We start from the raw sequence: 17,761 nt of genomic DNA, 5'->3' as shown, positions 1-17,761 counted from the left end.
GATGTGATGACTATCACAAAGATACCCTGCTGAGGCTGGCGATTACCGTCCGGTCAGCAGACTGCGTCGGGCGCGGTAATTAGCGGATAAATTTCCAGACGGACGTCGGGATCTTATCGTACAGCTTATTCATGGTCAGTTCAGCCAGACGATGATCGGCGGCTGAGTAAAATACCGCCAGCTCATTATCAGAAAGTTCATATTTGTTTTTTTCAATGACGCGCTCCAGCGTGTCAATTGTCTGGCAACGGCGTAAGCGCATCAAATAGTCTGTTTTAGTTAATGGCTTATCAGACATAATTCCACCTTTTGATTGTAATAATCCTAACACGAAAGACTGGCCGGATTTTCCCGGCTGGCGTTGACAAAACAACGAAATAACCGATTACCGGATTTTTTCCACTTTTGCAAATCCGTAGAGTTAATGCCGTAGTTACTGAACAATGTAAATGTATCGTCCAGATATTCGTCAACCTGAGCGATCAGCTTATTATCCTCAGCGTACTTAATTTTATAATTAAGGGCGAACGTGGCAATGTGCTCGATCAGTTCATTTAACTGGAGATTGACAGCCGATGTCGGGTCGTTGACCCAGCCATGGTTGCTCTCTTCCAGGTTTGCAAGGCAGTCATGATACAGCGTTTCGCAGAGAAAGCGTAGTTGTGCGATATCATGTCTTTTTGGCGAGTATTCGTCCATAACGCATCCCCTTTTGAGTGGTTTAAACGACGACTAACAAACACCGTTGTGGGATGAACACGACTAACTGACCTGACACTAACTGAGTAATCCTGCTGATTTAACTATAATCCACTCTCCAACAGATTTCATCGTGCTATTACGAAAAATTACAATTATCAGAGAGAAATTATCTTAAAAATAGACGAATTAAATTCTCCGGCCCGGGCGCGCAGCCTGAAAAATAGAGATGTCTTATCAATCATTGGCTTAAGGCAGGCAGTCGTCGCGTTCAGAAACCGCTGGCCGTGATGATGATATTAGGATTATTCCTAGTAAATGAGCGTAAGAAGATCCTAAGGGCTAAACAGCGTGATAGATATAGCCGGGAACACATCAATACATATTAAATGCAGCGCGAAAAATAAACAATGGCAATATGTGCCCTGTGGGTAATGATCAAAAAAAGGGCCGCAGTAGCGGCCCTTTGTTCAGCAGTGCAGATTAATGATGCTCAACCTGATGGCTGTGCTCAATATCTTCTGATTTCTTACTAAAGCGGCGTCGCACCACCACAAAGAACACCGGCACGAAGAAGATTGCCAGGATCGTCGCGGTCACCATCCCGCCCATTACGCCTGTACCTACGGCGTTCTGCGCACCGGAGCCCGCTCCGGAGCTGATAACCAGCGGCATAACCCCAAGGATAAACGCCAGGGAGGTCATCAGGATCGGACGCAGACGCATACGTACCGCTTCAAGCGTCGCCTCAATTAGCCCTTTGCCCTCTTTCTCCATCAGGTCCTTGGCGAATTCAACGATCAGTATCGCGTTCTTCGCCGACAGGCCGATGGTGGTCAACAGGCCAACCTGGAAGTAAACGTCATTGGTTAAACCGCGGAAGGTGGCGGCTAACAGCGCGCCGACCACACCCAACGGTACGACCAGCATGACCGAGAACGGAATCGACCAGCTCTCATACAGCGCTGCCAGACACAGGAAGACGACAATCAGCGAGATGGCATACAGGGCAGGGGCCTGGTTACCGGACAGCCGCTCCTGATAAGACATCCCGGTCCAGTCGTAGCCAATACCCGACGGCAGTTTACCCGCCAGCTCTTCCATCAGGCTCATCGCCTCACCGGTACTCTTGCCTGGCGCTGCCTGGCCAAGAATTTCCATTGATGGCAGACCGTTGTAGCGTTCCAGACGCGGCGAACCGTATTCCCAACGCGAGGTGGAGAAGGCGGAGAACGGCACCATCTGGCCATCACTACCGCGAACATACCACTTGCCGATGTCTTCCGGCAGCATACGGTATTTCGCTTCAGACATGATGTACACTTTCTTCACGCGGCCGCGGTCGATAAAGTCGTTGACATAGCTTCCGCCCCAGGCGGCGCCCAGCGTGGTGTTAATGTCGCTGATGGAGACGCCCAGCGCCTGGGCTTTTTCCTGATCGATATCGACTTTGAACTGCGGTGTATCTTCCAGACCGTTAGGACGCACGCCGGTCAGCACGTCAGGATGCTGCGCCACCATGCCAAACAGCTGGTTACGTGCCTGGGTCAGTTTTTCGTGTCCCAGGCCGCCCTGGTCAATCAGCTGGAAGTCAAAGCCGGTCGCGGTACCCAGTTCAACGATAGCCGGCAGGTTAAAGGCGAAGACCATCGCGTCTTTAATCTGCGAGAAGTAGCCCATCGCCCGACCGGTGATCGCTTCAACTTTGTTTTCGTCGCCTGGACGCTGACTCCAGTCTTTCAGCGAGACGAACGCGATACCGGTGTTCTGGCCGCGGCCGGCGAAGCCGAAGCCGTTAACCGCAAACACGGATTCCACGTTGTCCTTCTCTTTGGTGAGATAGTAATTCGTCATCTCATCCAGCACTTTCTGCGTGCGCTCCTGGGTGGCGCCGGCAGGCAGCTGGGCCATACTCAGGAACACCCCCTGGTCTTCGTCCGGCAGGAACGAGCTCGGCAGACGAACGAACAGCCACGCCATACCCACCACGATGATCAGATACAGCACCAGATAACGACCGGTGCTGCGCAGAATGTTGCCTACGCTGTCGGTGTAATGGTGCGTGCTCTTATCGAACATGCGGTTAAACCAGCCGAAGAAACCCGTGGTCGCGCCATGGCTGCCTTTCTGAATAGGCTTCAGCATCGTGGCGCACAGCGCCGGCGTCAGGATCAGCGCGACCAGTACCGATAGCGCCATCGCGGAAACGATGGTGATGGAGAACTGGCGATAGATGGCCCCGGTTGAGCCGCCGAAGAACGCCATCGGGATAAATACCGCCGACAGCACCATGGCGATACCTACCAGCGCGCCCTGAATCTGCCCCATCGATTTACGCGTCGCTTCTTTCGGCGGCAGGCCTTCTTCGGCCATGACGCGCTCGACGTTCTCGACCACCACGATGGCGTCATCCACCAGCAGGCCGATGGCGAGCACCATCCCGAACATCGTCAGGGTGTTTATCGAGAAGCCAAACGCCGCCAGCACCGCGAAGGTCCCTAACAGGACCACCGGCACCGCGATGGTCGGGATCAGGGTGGCGCGGAAGTTCTGCAGGAACAGGTACATCACCAGGAAGACCAGGATGATCGCTTCCACCAGCGTTTTAACCACTTCGTGAATAGAGATTTTCACGAACGGGGTGGTGTCATACGGGTAAACGATTTTCATCCCCGACGGGAAAAACGGCTCCATCTTCGCCAGTTCAGCGCGGATCGCGTTGGCGGTATCCAGCGCGTTCGCGCCGGTAGCCAGTTTAATACCCAGACCGGACGCAGGCTGGCCGTTATACTTCGCCACCACGTCATAGCTTTCGCCACCCAGTTCAATTTTGGCGACATCACGCAGACGAACCTGGGAACCATCCTGGTTCACCTTCAGCAGAATGTTGCCAAACTCTTCCGTATTGGTCAGACGCGTCTGTGCGACGATGGAGGCGTTGAGCTGCTGGCCTTTCACCGGCGGCGTACCGCCTAACTGACCAGCGGCTACCTGGGCGTTCTGCGCTTTCAGCGCGCTGATCACGTCCACCGGCGTGAGCTGGAAGTTATTCAGTTTATTCGGATCCATCCAGATACGCATCGCGTATTGGGAACCGAACAGCTGAACGTCGCCGACGCCGCTGGTACGGCTGATCGGGTCCTTCATGTTGGCCGCCACGTAGTCCGAAATGTCGTCCTGGTTCATGGTGCCGTTGGTGTTAATGACGCCGACAACCATCAGGAAGCTGCTGGACGCTTTCTCAACGCTGATCCCTTGCTGCTGTACTTCTTGCGGCAGCAGAGGGGTGGCCAGGGCCAGCTTGTTCTGAACCTGAACCTGGGCGATGTCCGGATCGGTACCGGATTCGAAGGTCAGGGTGATGGTCGCCGTACCGGTGGAGTCGCCATTCGAGGACATGTACATCAGGTGATCGATACCGTTCATATTCTGTTCGATAACCTGAGTCACGGTGTTCTGCACGGTTTCGGCGTCAGCACCGGGGTACATGGCGGTAATGGAAATTGCTGGCGGCGCAATCGTCGGATATTGCGCCACCGGCAATTTGAGGATCGATAATCCCCCAGCCAGCATGATGATGATGGCGATCACCCATGCAAATATGGGGCGATCGATAAAGAAATTAGGCATGTCTTAACGGCTCCTGTTTAAGTTAAGACTTGGTTTGTTCTGATGGCGCGTTGCCTGCGGCTTGCTGTTTATCATCAGAAGCTACTTCCTGCGCTTTTACCTGCACGCCTGGTTTGATTTTTTGCAGGCCGGTGACGATAACGCGATCGCCGGATTTCAGACCGTCAGTGACCAGCCATTTATCGCCAATCGCTTGAGAAGCAGTGACCTGGCGGACTTCGACCTTATCGCCTTCACCCACTACCATGACGCTGGCGTCACCGCGCGGCGTACGGGTCACGCCCTGTTGCGGCACCAGCAGGGCGTCAGGGTTAACCCCTTCTTCCAGACGCGCGCGGACAAACATCCCCGGTAACAGGGTGTGATCCGGGTTGGGGAAAATGGCGCGCAGCGTGATAGAACCGGTGGTCTGGTCGACGGTCACATCCGAGAACTCCAGGGTGCCGGACTGCGGATACTTAAGACCGTCGTTAGTCACCAGCTCCACTTTCGCTTTACCGTTTTCCTGTTTCAGACGGCCATCGGCCAGCTCCTGTTTCAGGCGCAGGAAATCATTGCTCGACTGGGTGACGTCAACATAGATCGGATCCAGCTGCTGAACGGTTGCCAGAGCGGTTGACTGACCATTCTGCACCAGCGCCCCTTCGGTCACCGCGGATTTACCAATGCGGCCGCTGATCGGCGAGGTGACTTTGGTGTAGGCCAGATTGATGCGCGCGGTTTCCACGGCCGCTTTCGCCGCGACCACGGCCGCATTGCTCTGCTGCGCCGTCGCGACGGCGGTATCGTAGTCTTGTTGACTGATATACTTAGTGCCTAACAGTTTCTGATAACGCTTGACCGTCAGTTGATCCATGTTTGCCGCCGCCTGGGCTTTTGCCAGGTCGCCTTTGGCGCTGTCATAGCTGGCCTGATAGGTGGCTGGATCGATCTGATACAGGGAGACGCCGGCCTGGATATCGCTACCTTCGACGAAGTTACGTTTCAAAATAATGCCACTGACCTGAGGGCGGACTTCCGCAATGCGATAGGCGCTGGTGCGGCCTGGCAGTTCGGTGGTCATTTGTAGAGGTGCGGATTTGAGCGTCACAATACCGACTTCCGGCATGTGCTGGGCTCCCTGTTGAGCCGGTTTATCGTCACATCCTGTTAGCGCTAAGCTGCCTGAGAGCATCAGAACGACCGCCAGAGGCGTTAACCCTCTGTTTTTGTTCATATGTAAACCTCGAGTGTCCAATTTCAAAATGTTCAGTGGCTCAAACAACCACAAACCCACTACAGTCTTTCTATTATGGTCGTGCTATGGTACATACATTCACAAATGTATGTAAACGTAACCTCTGTAAAGTCATTAACCTATGGCACGAAAAACCAAACAACAGGCACGTGAAACCCGGCAACTGATTCTGGATGTTGCTCTGCGTCTGTTTTCGCAGCAAGGCGTATCATCTACCTCGTTGGCAACAATTGCAAAAGCTGCGGGTGTAACGAGGGGGGCTATCTACTGGCATTTCAAGAATAAATCAGATTTATTCAACGAAATTTGGGAGCTGTCAGACGCCAGTATTAGCGATCTCGAAATTGAGTATCGGGCAAAATTCCCTAACGATCCACTCTCAGTTATCAGGGAGATACTAATCTATGTTCTTGAAGCGACGGTGACAGAGGAGCGCCGTCGGTTGATGATGGAGATTATCTTCCATAAGTGTGAATTCGTCGGTGAAATGACCGTGGTGCAGCAGGCCCAGCGGCAGTTATCCCTGGCGAGCTACGAGCGCATCGAGCAGACCTTGAAAGAGTGCATCGCCGCGAAGCTGTTGCCCGCCAATTTACTCACCCGGCGAGCGGCGATTTTAATGCGCAGCTATCTTTCCGGCCTGATGGAGAACTGGCTGTTTGCCCCCGACTCGTTCGACCTGCATGCGGAGGCGCGCGACTATGTCGCCATCCTGCTGGAGATGTATCAGTTCTGCCCCACGCTGCGCGGCCCGGAGAACCTGTCAGCGTAAACGTCGCGCGCGGAGGGACGTGAATTTTTAGCGCCGTCCGCCGCTATTCGCCAGCGATGAGAAGTGCTATTCTTCGCGCTTGCGACGACCCCCGGTATTCTCCGGCATTTGCATTCATTCATATTAACTATGCTGCACACGATCTCCAGGCAACGCGCCACGTTCATCTTTATCATTATGCTGCTCTGTTTTATTGGTCTTTTCAGTCCAGTTCAGGGCCGCGCCGCGGACCTCCCTGACCGGGCGGAAGTGCAGAGTCAGCTCAATACATTAAACAAGCAAAAAGAACTGACTCCGCAGGACAAACTGGTCCAGCAGGATTTGACCCAGACCCTGGAAACGCTGGATAAAATCGATCGCATCAAGAGCGAGACGACGCAGCTCCGCCAGCAGGTCGAGCAAGCCCCGGCGAAGCTGCGCCAGGCGGTGGACAGCCTTAACAATCTGAGTGATGTCCCGAACGACGACGCGACGCGCAAAACGCTGAGCACGCTCTCCCTGCGTCAGCTGGAATCGCGCGTCACCCAAACGCTGGACGATCTGCAGAATGCGCAAAACGACCTGGCGACCTACAACAGCCAGTTAGTTTCCCTGCAAACGCAGCCGGAACGCGTGCAAAATGCAATGTACAAAGCCTCCCAGCAGCTGCAGCAGATCCGCAATCGTCTGAATGGCACCTCGGTGGGGGATGAGACTCTGCGTCCGACCCAGCAGGTGCTGCTGCAGGCCCAGCAGGCGTTGCTTAACGCGCAGATCGAGCAGCAGCGCAAGAGCCTCGAAGGCAATACGGTGCTGCAGGATACCCTGCAGAAGCAGCGTGACTACGTCACCGCCTGGAGCAACCGGCTGGAGCATCAGCTGCAGCTGCTGCAGGAGGCGGTGAACAGCAAGCGGCTGACGCTGACTGAGAAAACCGCCCAGGAGGCGGTCACGCCCGACGAAACGGCGCGTATTCAGGCCAACCCGCTGGTCAAGCAGGAGCTGGATATCAACCATCAGCTGAGCGAGAAACTGATTCAGGCGACGGAGAACGGCAACCAGCTGGTGCAGCGCAATATTCAGGTGAAGAACTGGCTCGACCGCGCCCTGCAGTCTGAGCGGGATATTAAAGAGCAAATTTCCGTGCTCAAGGGCAGCCTGCTGCTGTCGCGCATTCTCTACCAGCAGCAGCAGACGCTGCCGTCGGCGGATGAGCTGCAGGATATGACCAATCGCATTGCCGATCTGCGGCTCGAACAGTTCGAGGTGAATCAGAAACGCGACGCGCTGTTCCAGAGCGATGCCTATGTCGCTAAGCTGGAAGAGGGGCACAGCGCTGAAGTAAACGATGAAGTGCACGCCGCGCTGTTGGAAGTGATCGACATGCGCCGGGAGCTGCTCGACCAGTTCAATAAACAGCTGGGGAATCAGCTGATGATGGCCATCAACCTGCAGATCAACCAGCAGCAGCTGATGAGCGTCTCGAGCAGCCTGAAAGAAATTCTGACCCAGCAAATTTTCTGGGTGAACAGCAATAAACCGATGGACTGGGAGTGGATTAAGGCCTTCCCGGAAGCGCTGAAAGGTCAGTTTAAGGCGATGAAAATCACCGTGAACTGGGAAAAAGCGTGGCCGGCGGTGTTTGTCGCTTTTCTTGCCGGATTACCGCTGCTGCTGATTGCCGGCCTGATCCGCTGGCGTTTGCAGTGGCTCAAAGATTATCAGGCAAAGCTTGCTTCCCAGGTAGGCCAGCTGCGCAATGATACCCAACTGCATACGCCGAAGGCGATCCTTATCGACCTGATCCGCGCCTTACCGGTGGTGCTGGTGATTCTGGCGATTGGCCTGATCTTACTCACCATGCAGCTCAATATCAGTGCTCTGTTGTGGGCGTACAGTAAAAAGCTGGCGATGTTCTGGCTGGTGTTTGGCCTGTGTTGGAAAGTGCTGGAAAAGAACGGCGTAGCGGTCAGCCACTTTAATATGCCGGCGCAATTGACCAGCCACTGGCGACGGCAGATTGTTCGCGTCAGCCTGGCGCTGCTGCCGCTGAATTTCTGGTCGGTGATTTCCGAGCTGTCGCCGCTGAACCTGATGGACGACGTGCTGGGGCAGCTGGTGATATTCTTCAACTTACTGCTGATAGCGGTGCTGGTCTGGCCGATGTGCCGGGAAAGCTGGCGCGATAAAGAGTCGCACAGCCTGCGCCTGCTGACGATCACGGTGCTGTCTATCGTTCCGGTGGCCCTGATGGTGCTGACGGCGACCGGCTACTTCTACACCACGCTGCGCCTGGCGGGACGCTGGATCGAGACCGTCTATCTGGTCATGATCTGGAACCTGCTGTACCAGACTGTACTGCGCGGCCTGAGCGTGGCGGCGAGGCGCATCGCCTGGCGCCGGGCGCTGGCGCGCCGTCAGCATCTGGTGAAGGAGGGCGCGGAAGGCGCCGAGCCGCAGGAGGAGCCGACTATCGCCCTCGAGCAGGTCAACCAGCAGACGTTACGCATCACCATGCTGGTGATGATCGCGCTGTTCGCGGTCATGTTCTGGGCGATTTGGTCGGATTTGATCACCGTTTTCGCCTACCTCGACAGCATTACTCTCTGGCATTACAACGGCACCGAGGCAGGGGCCAGCGTGGTGCGCAGCGTCACGATGGGCAGCCTGCTGTTTGCCATTGTGGCGTCGATGGTTGCCTGGGCGCTGATCCGCAACCTGCCGGGGCTGCTGGAGGTGCTGGTCCTGTCGCGGCTCAACATGCGCCAGGGGACTTCCTACGCCATCACCACCATTCTTAACTATGCGATTATCGCCATCGGGGCGATGACGGTATTCGGGTCGCTGGGCGTCTCATGGGATAAACTGCAGTGGCTGGCGGCCGCGCTGTCGGTTGGTTTAGGTTTTGGTCTGCAGGAGATCTTCGGTAACTTCGTCTCCGGCCTGATTATTTTGTTCGAACGTCCGGTGCGCATTGGGGATACGGTGACTATCGGCACCTTCTCCGGTACGGTAAGCAAAATCCGTATTCGCGCCACCACCATCACCGACTTCGATCGTAAAGAGGTGATCATCCCGAACAAGGCGTTCGTTACCGAGCGCTTGATCAACTGGTCGCTCTCCGACACCGTGACCCGCGTGGTGATCCGCCTCGGCGTCGCCTACGGTTCCGATCTGGATAAGGTGAAGGAGGTGCTGCTGAAGGTCGCGCACGATCATCCGAAAGTGATGCAGGAGCCAGCGCCAGCGGTCTTCTTCACCACCTTCGGGGCCAGTACCCTGGATCATGAACTGCGTCTGTATGTCCGTGAACTGCGCGATCGCAGCTACACGGTGGATGAGCTCAACCGCGCCATCGACCGTCTGTGCCGGGAGAATGACATCAACATTGCCTTTAACCAGCTGGAAGTCCATCTGCGAAATGAAAAGGGCGACGAGGTCACGGAAGTGAAGCGGGACGGAAAGGGTGACGATTTAGCGCCCTCCGTCGCGTCTTAACTGAAAAGGGGCGGCGCAAAGCCGCCCCTGCTGCATCAGGGCGTCAGCGCGGCGAGCTCTTCGTCGCTAAGCCCGGTGAGTTCCCGCACGATTTGACGTTCGAGGCCGCGCGCCAGCATTCTGGCGGCGATGCTGCGAGTGGCTTCCTGTTCGCCCTCCTGCTGCCCCTGTTTACGGCCTTTCTCTTCCAGCCATTCGGCAATGGTCATCATCAGCTCCTTATGTCTGGGCGACTGCGCCGCCAGCGCGCGGATCAGCGCCCCCGGATGTTCCGTGGTACCCGCCTGCAACATATAGCGCAGCAGCGTATTTAACTGCGCTTCTGTCAGATAGCCTTGCGTCATCAGCGCAATCAGCGGCACCTGCAGCTCGGCCAGATCGCGATGGCGGATATGCTTTTGCAACAGCTCCAGCATGGCCATACGCCGATGACGGACGATCTGATTATCTGGCATAACGGTGAGGTCCACCAGCGGAAAATCACCGCTATAGAGCGCCTTCGCCAGCGCCGGTTCGGCGAATAGCTGTTGCCAGTTGCGGGTGCAGGGCCAGGGGCTGACCTTGCCGTGATAAAACAGAATTGGCACCACCAGCGGCAGCGTGTCGTGGCCAGCGTCCAGATGACGCTGCATGGCGGCCAGCGCGTAGCGCAGCAGGCGAAACGCCATCAGCTTGTCCGGGGTACTCTGGTGCTCAATCAGCGCGTAAACATAGCCCGGTCCGTGGCGGGTGCGCAGTGAGTAAAGGATATCGGAATAGCTGGCGCGCAGGTCCTCTTCAACAAAGCTACCGGAGACCAGCTGCAGTGAATCCAGCTCGCAAATTGCCAGAAACGGCGCGGGCAGATACAGCTGCAGGAAATCCTTCGCCACCGCCTGATGCATCAGCATCTGGCGAAAAACCGCATCGTGCGGGGTTTGACTGACCTTTTCCATCAATATTGCCTCCATCGGCGTTATGCGCAGAGGAGCACTCTGCCAGCACGTCGTCGTGGGCAACATCTTACTTCTCCGGCGTTTGCGAGGCGCTTTCCGCGTTTTTTAACTTGTTTGCATAATCCCGCCTGACAATTTCCAGCGCGTCCAGCACCGTTTGCGCCGGGATCTGATGCGACTCCAGCAACATGATTAAATCGACGGCCAGTTTGACCTCATCGGGGGCATTTTCCAGCGACATCGGACTCTCCTGTTAGCGCGTCAGCCGCGCCAGTACGTTTTCAATCTTGTCCAGCGCCTGTCGACAGCGCGCCAGCCGTCCGCTGTAGACCTCGACTTCGCTGGCCAGCCGCTGCTGCTCGTCAAGGCTGGTAGCCTGCGTCAGCTGGCGCTGGCGTTGGTCGCGCATCGCCAGCAGGCGGCGCTCATACTCCTGATGCTGCAGGCGACGGCGCTGCCAGCGGCTCAGCGTTGGCGAGGCATGGTCCCAACTGCGCAGCGACCAGGTGGCGGTTTCGCGACGCAGCGCGGCGATTTGCGCCGCCAGCCGCTCGGCGATCCAGGCTACCTGCGGCAGCTGCTGGCGCTCGACAGCCTGGCGGAGCTGGCTGAAGTTGTGTTGGGCTTCCGCCAGATAGGCCTGCATCAGCGTGCTGCGGGTGTGGAAGAGCTGGCGGTCAAAGCGCGGGCTGAGGGTCGCGTGCTCCGCCAGCGGCGCCACCAGCGCGGCCAGCTCGCTGAGCTGATTGTTCAGCGTTTGTAAAAGTTGAGCTGTTTTCACCCACCCCCTCCATTTTCCATCAGCCAACTGTGCTACAGTAGCCGTATCTGTTGATAACGATTCGCATTATGCCACCTGTTATTTTAACCATTATCGGCTGGCTGGCGGTAGCGCTGGGTACGCTGGGCGTCTTCTTACCGTTGTTGCCGACGACGCCGTTTATTCTGCTCGCCGCCTGGTGCTTTGCCCGCTCATCGCCGCGCTTTCACCAGTGGCTGCTGTATCGCTCATGGTTCGGCGGCTATCTTCGCCACTGGCAGCAGTACCGCGCCATGCCCCGCGGCGCCAAACCGCGCGCCATTGCCATGATCGTGGCGACTTTTGCTATTTCGCTGTGGCTGGTTAAGCTTACGTGGGTGCGCATCATGCTGTTGGTCATTCTGGCCTGTCTGCTGATCTTTATGTGGCGCATTCCGGTGGTTGACGCAAAGCAACAAAAGCACTGATGCGCAATAATGCCTGTTGCAATTGTTGCTGACAGCCAGTAAATTCTGGCGTTTTCGAGCGCGGGTAAGCCTGGTCAAAGGTTAAACAAATGTTTCTTTGGCCCCTTTTGCACGCCCGTGGGTAACACCGTTTCAATCAGGCATACACTTATGACCGCAACTGCACAGCAGCTTGAATATCTGAAGAACAGCATCCAGAGTATCGAGGATTATCCAAAACCTGGCATTCTTTTCCGCGATGTCACCAGTTTACTGGAAGACCCGAAAGCTTACGCGCTCAGCATTGAACTGCTGACTGAGCGCTACAAAGACGCGGGAATTACCAAAGTGGTAGGGACTGAGGCGCGTGGCTTCCTTTTCGGCGCACCGGTTGCGCTGGCGCTGGGCGTGGGCTTTGTTCCGGTACGCAAGCCGCGTAAGTTGCCGCGTGAAACCATCGCTGAGAGCTATGAGCTGGAGTACGGCACCGATCAGCTGGAGATCCACGTTGACGCCATCAAACCGGGCGACAAAGTGCTGGTGGTGGACGATCTGCTGGCGACCGGCGGAACCATCGACGCGACGGTCAAACTGATCCGCCGTCTCGGCGGCGAAGTACAGGATGCCGCTTTCATTATCAATCTCTTCGATCTGGGCGGCGAACAGCGCCTGGAGAAGCTGGGGGTCCACTGCTACAGTCTGGTGCCGTTCCCGGGCCACTAAGCAAATCCCTCCACATAGCCTCGCCGATCGGGCGGGGCTGTGATAGCATGACCCCTTCGTGATTTCACCTTCCAGCGTTTCAGAGCCAGCCCATGAGTTATCAGGTCTTAGCCCGTAAATGGCGCCCACAAACCTTTGCTGACGTCGTCGGCCAGGAACATGTGCTGACCGCACTGGCGAACGGCTTGTCGTTAGGGCGCATTCATCACGCTTATCTCTTTTCCGGTACCCGCGGGGTCGGTAAGACTTCCATCGCCCGCCTGCTGGCGAAAGGGTTAAACTGTGAAACCGGCATCACCGCCACCCCCTGCGGTGTGTGCGATAACTGCCGGGAAATAGAACAGGGGCGCTTTGTCGATCTGATTGAGATTGACGCCGCCTCGCGAACCAAAGTCGAAGATACTCGCGACCTGCTGGATAACGTCCAGTACGCGCCGGCCCGCGGCCGCTTTAAGGTCTATCTCATCGACGAAGTCCATATGCTGTCGCGCCACAGCTTCAACGCGTTATTAAAGACGCTGGAGGAGCCGCCGGCGCACGTCAAATTCCTGCTGGCGACGACGGATCCGCAGAAGCTGCCGGTGACGATCTTATCCCGCTGCCTGCAGTTCCACCTGAAGGCGCTGGACGTTGAACAGATCCGCCATCAGCTGGAGCATATTCTTGGCGAAGAGCAGATTGCCTTCGAGCCCCGCGCGCTGCAGCTCCTGTCGCGCGCCGCCGACGGCAGCCTGCGTGATGCCTTAAGTCTGACCGATCAGGCTATTGCCAGTGGAGAAGGGCAACTGACGGCGGCGTCGGTGAGCGCCATGCTCGGCACCCTCGATGACGATCAGGCGCTGTCGCTGATTGAAGCCCTGGTCGCCGCCGATGGCGAGCGGGTCATGGCGGGCGTCAATGACGCCGCCGCGCGCGGCGTTGAATGGGAGGCGCTGCTGGTGGAGATGCAGAGCCTGCTGCACCGCATCGCCATGGTTCAGCTGTCCCCTTCGGCGCTGGGCGCCGACATGGCCGCGGTCGAAGTGCGAATGCGCGAACTGGCGCGCACCGTACCGCCGGGCGACGTTCAGCTTTACTACCAAACGCTGCTGATTGGCCGCAAAGAGCTGCCCTATGCCCCGGACCGGCGGATGGGCGTCGAAATGACGCTGCTGCGCGCCCTGGCGTTTCATCCGCGTAAGCCGCTGCCCGAGCCGGAGGTGCAGCCGGCACAGGCCGCCGCGCCCGCGCCGCGCCAGCCGGTTTCCCCCGCAGCGCCGCCGCCGCAGCCGTCGCAGAGTTTGCCGCCGACCACCAGCCAGGTGCTGGCGGCCCGCAGCCACCTGCAGCGCAGCCAGGGAGCAACCACCCCAAAAAAGAGTGAACCGGCAGCCGCTTCCCGCGCGCGGCCGGTGAATAACGCTGCGCTGGAGCGACTGAGTTCGATTACCGAGCGCGTCCAGGCTCGTCCGGCCGCGGCGGCGCTGGAGCAGGCCCCGGCGAAGAAAGAGGCCTATCGCTGGAAGGCGACGACGGTGGTTGAAGAGACCAAAGTCGAAGTCGCCACGCCTAAAGCGCTGAAAAAAGCGCTGGAGCATGAAAAAACGCCGGAGCTGGCGGCTAAGCTTGCCGTTGAAGCGGTCGAGCGCGACAGCTGGGCGGCGGAAGTGAGCCAGCTGGCGGTACCGAAGCTGGTCGAGCAGGTGGCGCTCAACGCGTGGAAAGAGCAGGAGGGCAATCGCGTCTGTCTGCATCTGCGCCCCAGTCAGCGCCACCTCAATTCCGCCGGCGCGCAGCAAAAGCTGGCTGAAGCGCTGGGGGTGTTGTACGGTACGCCGGTTGAATTGACCATCGTGGAAGACGATAATCCCGCGATGCGCACGCCGCTGGAGTGGCGGCAGGCTATTTATGAAGAGAAGCTCGCGCAGGCGCGCGACGCGATTATTGCGGATAATAACATTCAGACCCTGCGTCGTTTCTTCGACGCCGATCTGGATGAAGAGAGTATCCGCCCCATTTGACTGCAAGTTTGACTTGCAGTCAGTACCTTTAATGATGACTGACTGAGAGAGAAGCCTATGTTTGGTGGAAAAGGCGGCCTGGGTAACCTGATGAAGCAGGCCCAGCAGATGCAAGACAAAATGCAGAAGATGCAGGAAGAGATCGCTCAGCTGGAAGTGACCGGCGAGTCCGGCGCGGGTCTGGTGAAAGTGACCATCAACGGCGCGCACAACTGCCGCCGCGTGGAGATCGACCCAAGCCTGCTGGAAGATGACAAAGAGATGCTGGAAGATCTGGTGGCTGCCGCGTTCAACGACGCCGCGCGCCGTATCGAAGAGACCCAGAAAGAGAAGATGGCTTCCGTCTCTGCCGGTATGCAGCTGCCGCCAGGCTTCAAGATGCCGTTCTGATGCAAACCAGCCCGCTGTTAACTCAGCTTATGGAAGCGCTGCGCTGTCTGCCGGGCGTCGGCCCGAAGTCCGCGCAGCGCATGGCGTTTACCCTGCTGCAGCGCGATCGCAGCGGCGGGATGCGTCTGGCGCAGGCGCTGACGCGCGCGATGTCGGAGATCGGCCACTGCGCCGATTGCCGCACCTTCACCGAGCAGGAGGTGTGCAATATCTGCAGCAACCCGCGTCGCCAGGAAAACGGCCAAATCTGCGTGGTGGAGAGTCCGGCGGACATCTACGCCATTGAGCAGACCGGGCAGTATTCCGGCCGCTACTTCGTGCTGATGGGGCACCTGTCGCCGCTCGACGGCATCGGGCCTGACGACATCGGGCTCGATCGCCTGGAACAACGGCTGGAGGCGGAGTCGATCACCGAGGTGATCCTTGCCACCAACCCGACCGTTGAGGGCGAGGCGACGGCCAACTACATCGCAGAGCTGTGCGCGCAGTATGGCGTCGACGCCAGCCGAATCGCCCACGGCGTGCCGGTGGGCGGCGAGCTGGAGATGGTCGACGGCACCACGCTGTCCCACTCGCTGGCCGGTCGCCACAAGATTACTTTCTGAACAAATGGAGGCGGCCATCGCCGCCTCCGCTTGAAAAATTTCCCCGCTGTCCCCATCTCCCACTCAACGGTTTTTTACCCATTTAAAATGGCATTGTTGAGGTTGAATCAGATGAAAGGACAAGAAACTCGTGGTTTTCAGTCAGAAGTAAAACAGCTTCTGCACCTGATGATCCATTCCCTCTATTCCAACAAAGAAATCTTTCTGCGTGAGCTGATTTCCAACGCCTCTGATGCGGCCGATAAGCTGCGTTTCCGCGCGCTGTCGCAGCCGGATTTGTATGAGGGAGACGGCGAGCTGCGCGTGCGGGTTTCGTTTGATAAAGACAACCGTACCCTGACCATCGCCGATAACGGTATCGGCATGAACCGGGAAGAGGTTATCGATCATCTCGGCACCATCGCCAAATCCGGCACCAAAGCGTTCCTGGAATCCATGGGTTCCGACCAGGCAAAAGATAGCCAGCTGATTGGCCAGTTCGGCGTCGGCTTCTATTCGGCCTTCATCGTGGCAGATAAAGTGACCGTGCGCACCCGTGCGGCAGGCGATAAACCTGAAAACGGCGTGTTCTGGGAATCCGCCGGCGAAGGGGAATATACCGTGGCCGACATCACCAAAGCCGATCGCGGGACCGAAATCACCCTGCATCTGCGTGAAGGTGAGGACGATTTCCTCAACGACTGGCGCGTGCGCTCCATCATCAGCAAGTATTCCGACCACATCGCGCTGCCGGTTGAGATTGAAAAACAGGAAGAGAAAGACGGCGAAACCGTTATCAGCTGGGAAAAAATCAACAAGGCGCAGGCCCTGTGGACCCGCAGCAAGTCTGAAGTTAACGACGACGAGTACAAAGAGTTCTATAAGCACATTGCCCATGACTACAGCGACCCGCTGACCTGGAGCCACAACCGCGTGGAAGGTAAGCAGGAGTACACCAGCCTGCTGTATATCCCGTCGCAGGCGCCGTGGGATATGTGGAACCGCGATCATAAACACGGCCTGAAGCTGTACGTCCAGCGCGTGTTCATTATGGACGACGCCGAGCAGTTTATGCCGAACTACCTGCGCTTCGTACGCGGCCTGATAGACTCCAACGATCTGCCGCTGAACGTCTCCCGTGAAATCCTGCAGGACAGCAGCGTGACCCGTAACCTGCGCACCGCGCTGACCAAACGCGCGCTGCAGATGCTGGATAAGCTGGCGAAAGACGACGCCGAAAAATATCAGACTTTCTGGAAACAGTTCGGCCTGGTGTTGAAAGAGGGCCCGGCGGAAGATCCGAGCAACCAGGAGGCGATCGCCAAACTGCTGCGCTTCGCGACCACCCATACCGACTCCTCCGCGCAGACCGTGTCGCTGGAAGAGTACGTCTCGCGTATGAAAGACGGTCAGGAGAAGATCTACTACATCACAGCCGACAGCTATGCGGCGGCGAAAAGCAGCCCACACCTCGAACTGCTGCGTAAGAAAGGGATCGAAGTGCTGCTGCTCTCCGATCGCATCGACGAGTGGATGATGAGCTACCTGACCGAATTCGACGGCAAAGCGTTCCAGTCTGTCGCTAAAGCCGACGAGTCGCTGGACAAACTGGCGGACGAAGTGGACGAGTCCACCAAAGAAGCCGAAAAAGCGCTGGAGCCGTTCGTTGAGCGTGTGAAAAACCTGCTTGGCGACCGGGTCAAAGAGGTGCGTCTGACCCATCGTCTGACCGATACCCCGGCGATTGTCACCACCGATGCCGACGAGATGAGCACCCAGATGGCGAAGCTGTTCGCGGCTGCGGGCCAGGCGGCGCCGGAAGTGAAATACATCTTCGAACTGAACCCGGCGCATCAGCTGGTGAAACGCGCAGCCGATACCCAGGATGACGCGCAGTTCGGCGAATGGGTGGAACTGCTGCTGGATCAGGCGCTGCTGGCCGAGCGCGGCACGCTGGAAGATCCGAACCAGTTTATCCGCCGTATGAACCAGCTGCTGGCTTCCTGACGCGAACCTGAACGAGTAGCCCGGCCGAGCGACGCGACGCCGGGAACGGGATAAATGCCCCGTCTGAGCGATTTGCTCCGGCGGGGCATTTCACATTGGAT

The 17,761-nt window shown here is 57.5% G+C and carries 15 protein-coding genes and 1 other annotated feature; of the genes, 8 read left to right on the top strand and 7 right to left on the bottom strand.

Annotated elements, in window-relative coordinates:
* Positions 1–79: 79 nt before the first annotated feature.
* The 4 genes from ABLU95_RS13675 to acrA form a co-directional block, all read right to left on the bottom strand.
* Entirely contained in the window at positions 80–298 is a 219-nt protein-coding gene (locus ABLU95_RS13675) for an HHA domain-containing protein (RefSeq protein WP_002892050.1), read from the bottom strand.
* Between the two features lie 26 nt (positions 299–324).
* Positions 325–699, bottom strand: coding sequence for an Hha toxicity modulator TomB (gene tomB, locus ABLU95_RS13670; RefSeq protein ID WP_002892066.1), 375 nt, complete (start codon positions 697–699; stop codon positions 325–327).
* A 483-nt stretch (positions 700–1,182) separates the two neighbouring features.
* Positions 1,183–4,329 carry a multidrug efflux RND transporter permease subunit AcrB gene (gene acrB, locus ABLU95_RS13665; RefSeq protein WP_023288644.1) on the bottom strand — a complete coding sequence of 1,049 codons (3,147 nt, stop codon included), beginning with the start codon at positions 4,327–4,329 and terminating at the stop codon, positions 1,183–1,185.
* 22 nt (positions 4,330–4,351) lie between these two features.
* On the bottom strand, positions 4,352–5,545 hold the full coding sequence (acrA, locus tag ABLU95_RS13660; protein ID WP_023288645.1) for a multidrug efflux RND transporter periplasmic adaptor subunit AcrA: 1,194 nt from the start codon (positions 5,543–5,545) through the stop codon (positions 4,352–4,354).
* Between the two features lie 142 nt (positions 5,546–5,687).
* Here acrA and acrR point away from each other — a divergent pair, with 142 nt between their 5' ends.
* Together acrR and mscK are read left to right on the top strand one after the other, a co-directional pair.
* Positions 5,688–6,338, top strand: coding sequence for a multidrug efflux transporter transcriptional repressor AcrR (gene acrR, locus ABLU95_RS13655; protein ID WP_243805474.1), 651 nt, complete (start codon positions 5,688–5,690; stop codon positions 6,336–6,338).
* Positions 6,339–6,467: 129 nt separating this feature from the next.
* The gene (gene mscK / locus ABLU95_RS13650) at positions 6,468–9,815 is read left to right on the top strand and encodes a mechanosensitive channel MscK (protein WP_048334197.1); all 3,348 of its coding nucleotides are present in this window, start codon (positions 6,468–6,470) and stop codon (positions 9,813–9,815) included.
* Between the two features lie 35 nt (positions 9,816–9,850).
* On the opposite strand, the gene ABLU95_RS13645 is transcribed toward mscK, so the two are convergent.
* The 3 genes from ABLU95_RS13645 to priC form a co-directional block, all read right to left on the bottom strand.
* Positions 9,851–10,750, bottom strand: coding sequence for an Rpn family recombination-promoting nuclease/putative transposase (locus ABLU95_RS13645; protein ID WP_348879765.1), 900 nt, complete (start codon positions 10,748–10,750; stop codon positions 9,851–9,853).
* A 67-nt stretch (positions 10,751–10,817) separates the two neighbouring features.
* Positions 10,818–10,991, bottom strand: a complete 174-nt coding sequence (rsmS, locus tag ABLU95_RS13640) for a pleiotropic regulatory protein RsmS (RefSeq protein ID WP_086075279.1) — start codon at positions 10,989–10,991, stop codon at positions 10,818–10,820.
* Between the two features lie 12 nt (positions 10,992–11,003).
* The gene (gene priC / locus ABLU95_RS13635; RefSeq protein ID WP_048296890.1) at positions 11,004–11,531 is read right to left on the bottom strand and encodes a primosomal replication protein N''; all 528 of its coding nucleotides are present in this window, start codon (positions 11,529–11,531) and stop codon (positions 11,004–11,006) included.
* Between the two features lie 68 nt (positions 11,532–11,599).
* On the opposite strand from priC, the gene ABLU95_RS13630 reads away from it, so the two are divergent.
* From ABLU95_RS13630 to htpG, 6 genes are all read left to right on the top strand, one after another.
* Positions 11,600–11,977, top strand: coding sequence for a DUF454 family protein (locus ABLU95_RS13630; RefSeq protein ID WP_004204740.1), 378 nt, complete (start codon positions 11,600–11,602; stop codon positions 11,975–11,977).
* Between the two features lie 150 nt (positions 11,978–12,127).
* Complete coding sequence (apt, locus tag ABLU95_RS13625) at positions 12,128–12,679, top strand: adenine phosphoribosyltransferase (protein WP_023288650.1); 552 nt, start codon at positions 12,128–12,130, stop codon at positions 12,677–12,679.
* 92 nt (positions 12,680–12,771) lie between these two features.
* On the top strand, positions 12,772–14,679 hold the full coding sequence (gene dnaX, locus ABLU95_RS13620) for a DNA polymerase III subunit gamma/tau (RefSeq protein WP_065812398.1): 1,908 nt from the start codon (positions 12,772–12,774) through the stop codon (positions 14,677–14,679).
* Positions 14,012–14,076, top strand: a sequence feature (DnaX frameshifting element). (Overlaps the previous gene by 65 nt.)
* 57 nt (positions 14,680–14,736) lie before the next feature.
* Positions 14,737–15,069, top strand: coding sequence for a YbaB/EbfC family nucleoid-associated protein (locus ABLU95_RS13615; RefSeq protein ID WP_008805448.1), 333 nt, complete (start codon positions 14,737–14,739; stop codon positions 15,067–15,069).
* The gene (gene recR, locus ABLU95_RS13610; protein WP_002892177.1) at positions 15,069–15,674 is read left to right on the top strand and encodes a recombination mediator RecR; all 606 of its coding nucleotides are present in this window, start codon (positions 15,069–15,071) and stop codon (positions 15,672–15,674) included. The genes ABLU95_RS13615 and recR overlap by 1 nt, the downstream gene beginning before the upstream one ends.
* A gap of 111 nt (positions 15,675–15,785) precedes the next feature.
* On the top strand, positions 15,786–17,660 hold the full coding sequence (gene htpG / locus ABLU95_RS13605) for a molecular chaperone HtpG (protein WP_023288652.1): 1,875 nt from the start codon (positions 15,786–15,788) through the stop codon (positions 17,658–17,660).
* Positions 17,661–17,761: the final 101 nt, after the last annotated feature.

This window comes from Klebsiella sp. GG_Kp146 (assembly GCF_040061975.1).
GTDB lineage: Bacteria > Pseudomonadota > Gammaproteobacteria > Enterobacterales > Enterobacteriaceae > Klebsiella > Klebsiella quasipneumoniae.
Note: the sequence above shows the minus strand (reverse complement) of the source record. Positions and strands in the feature narration are given on the sequence as shown.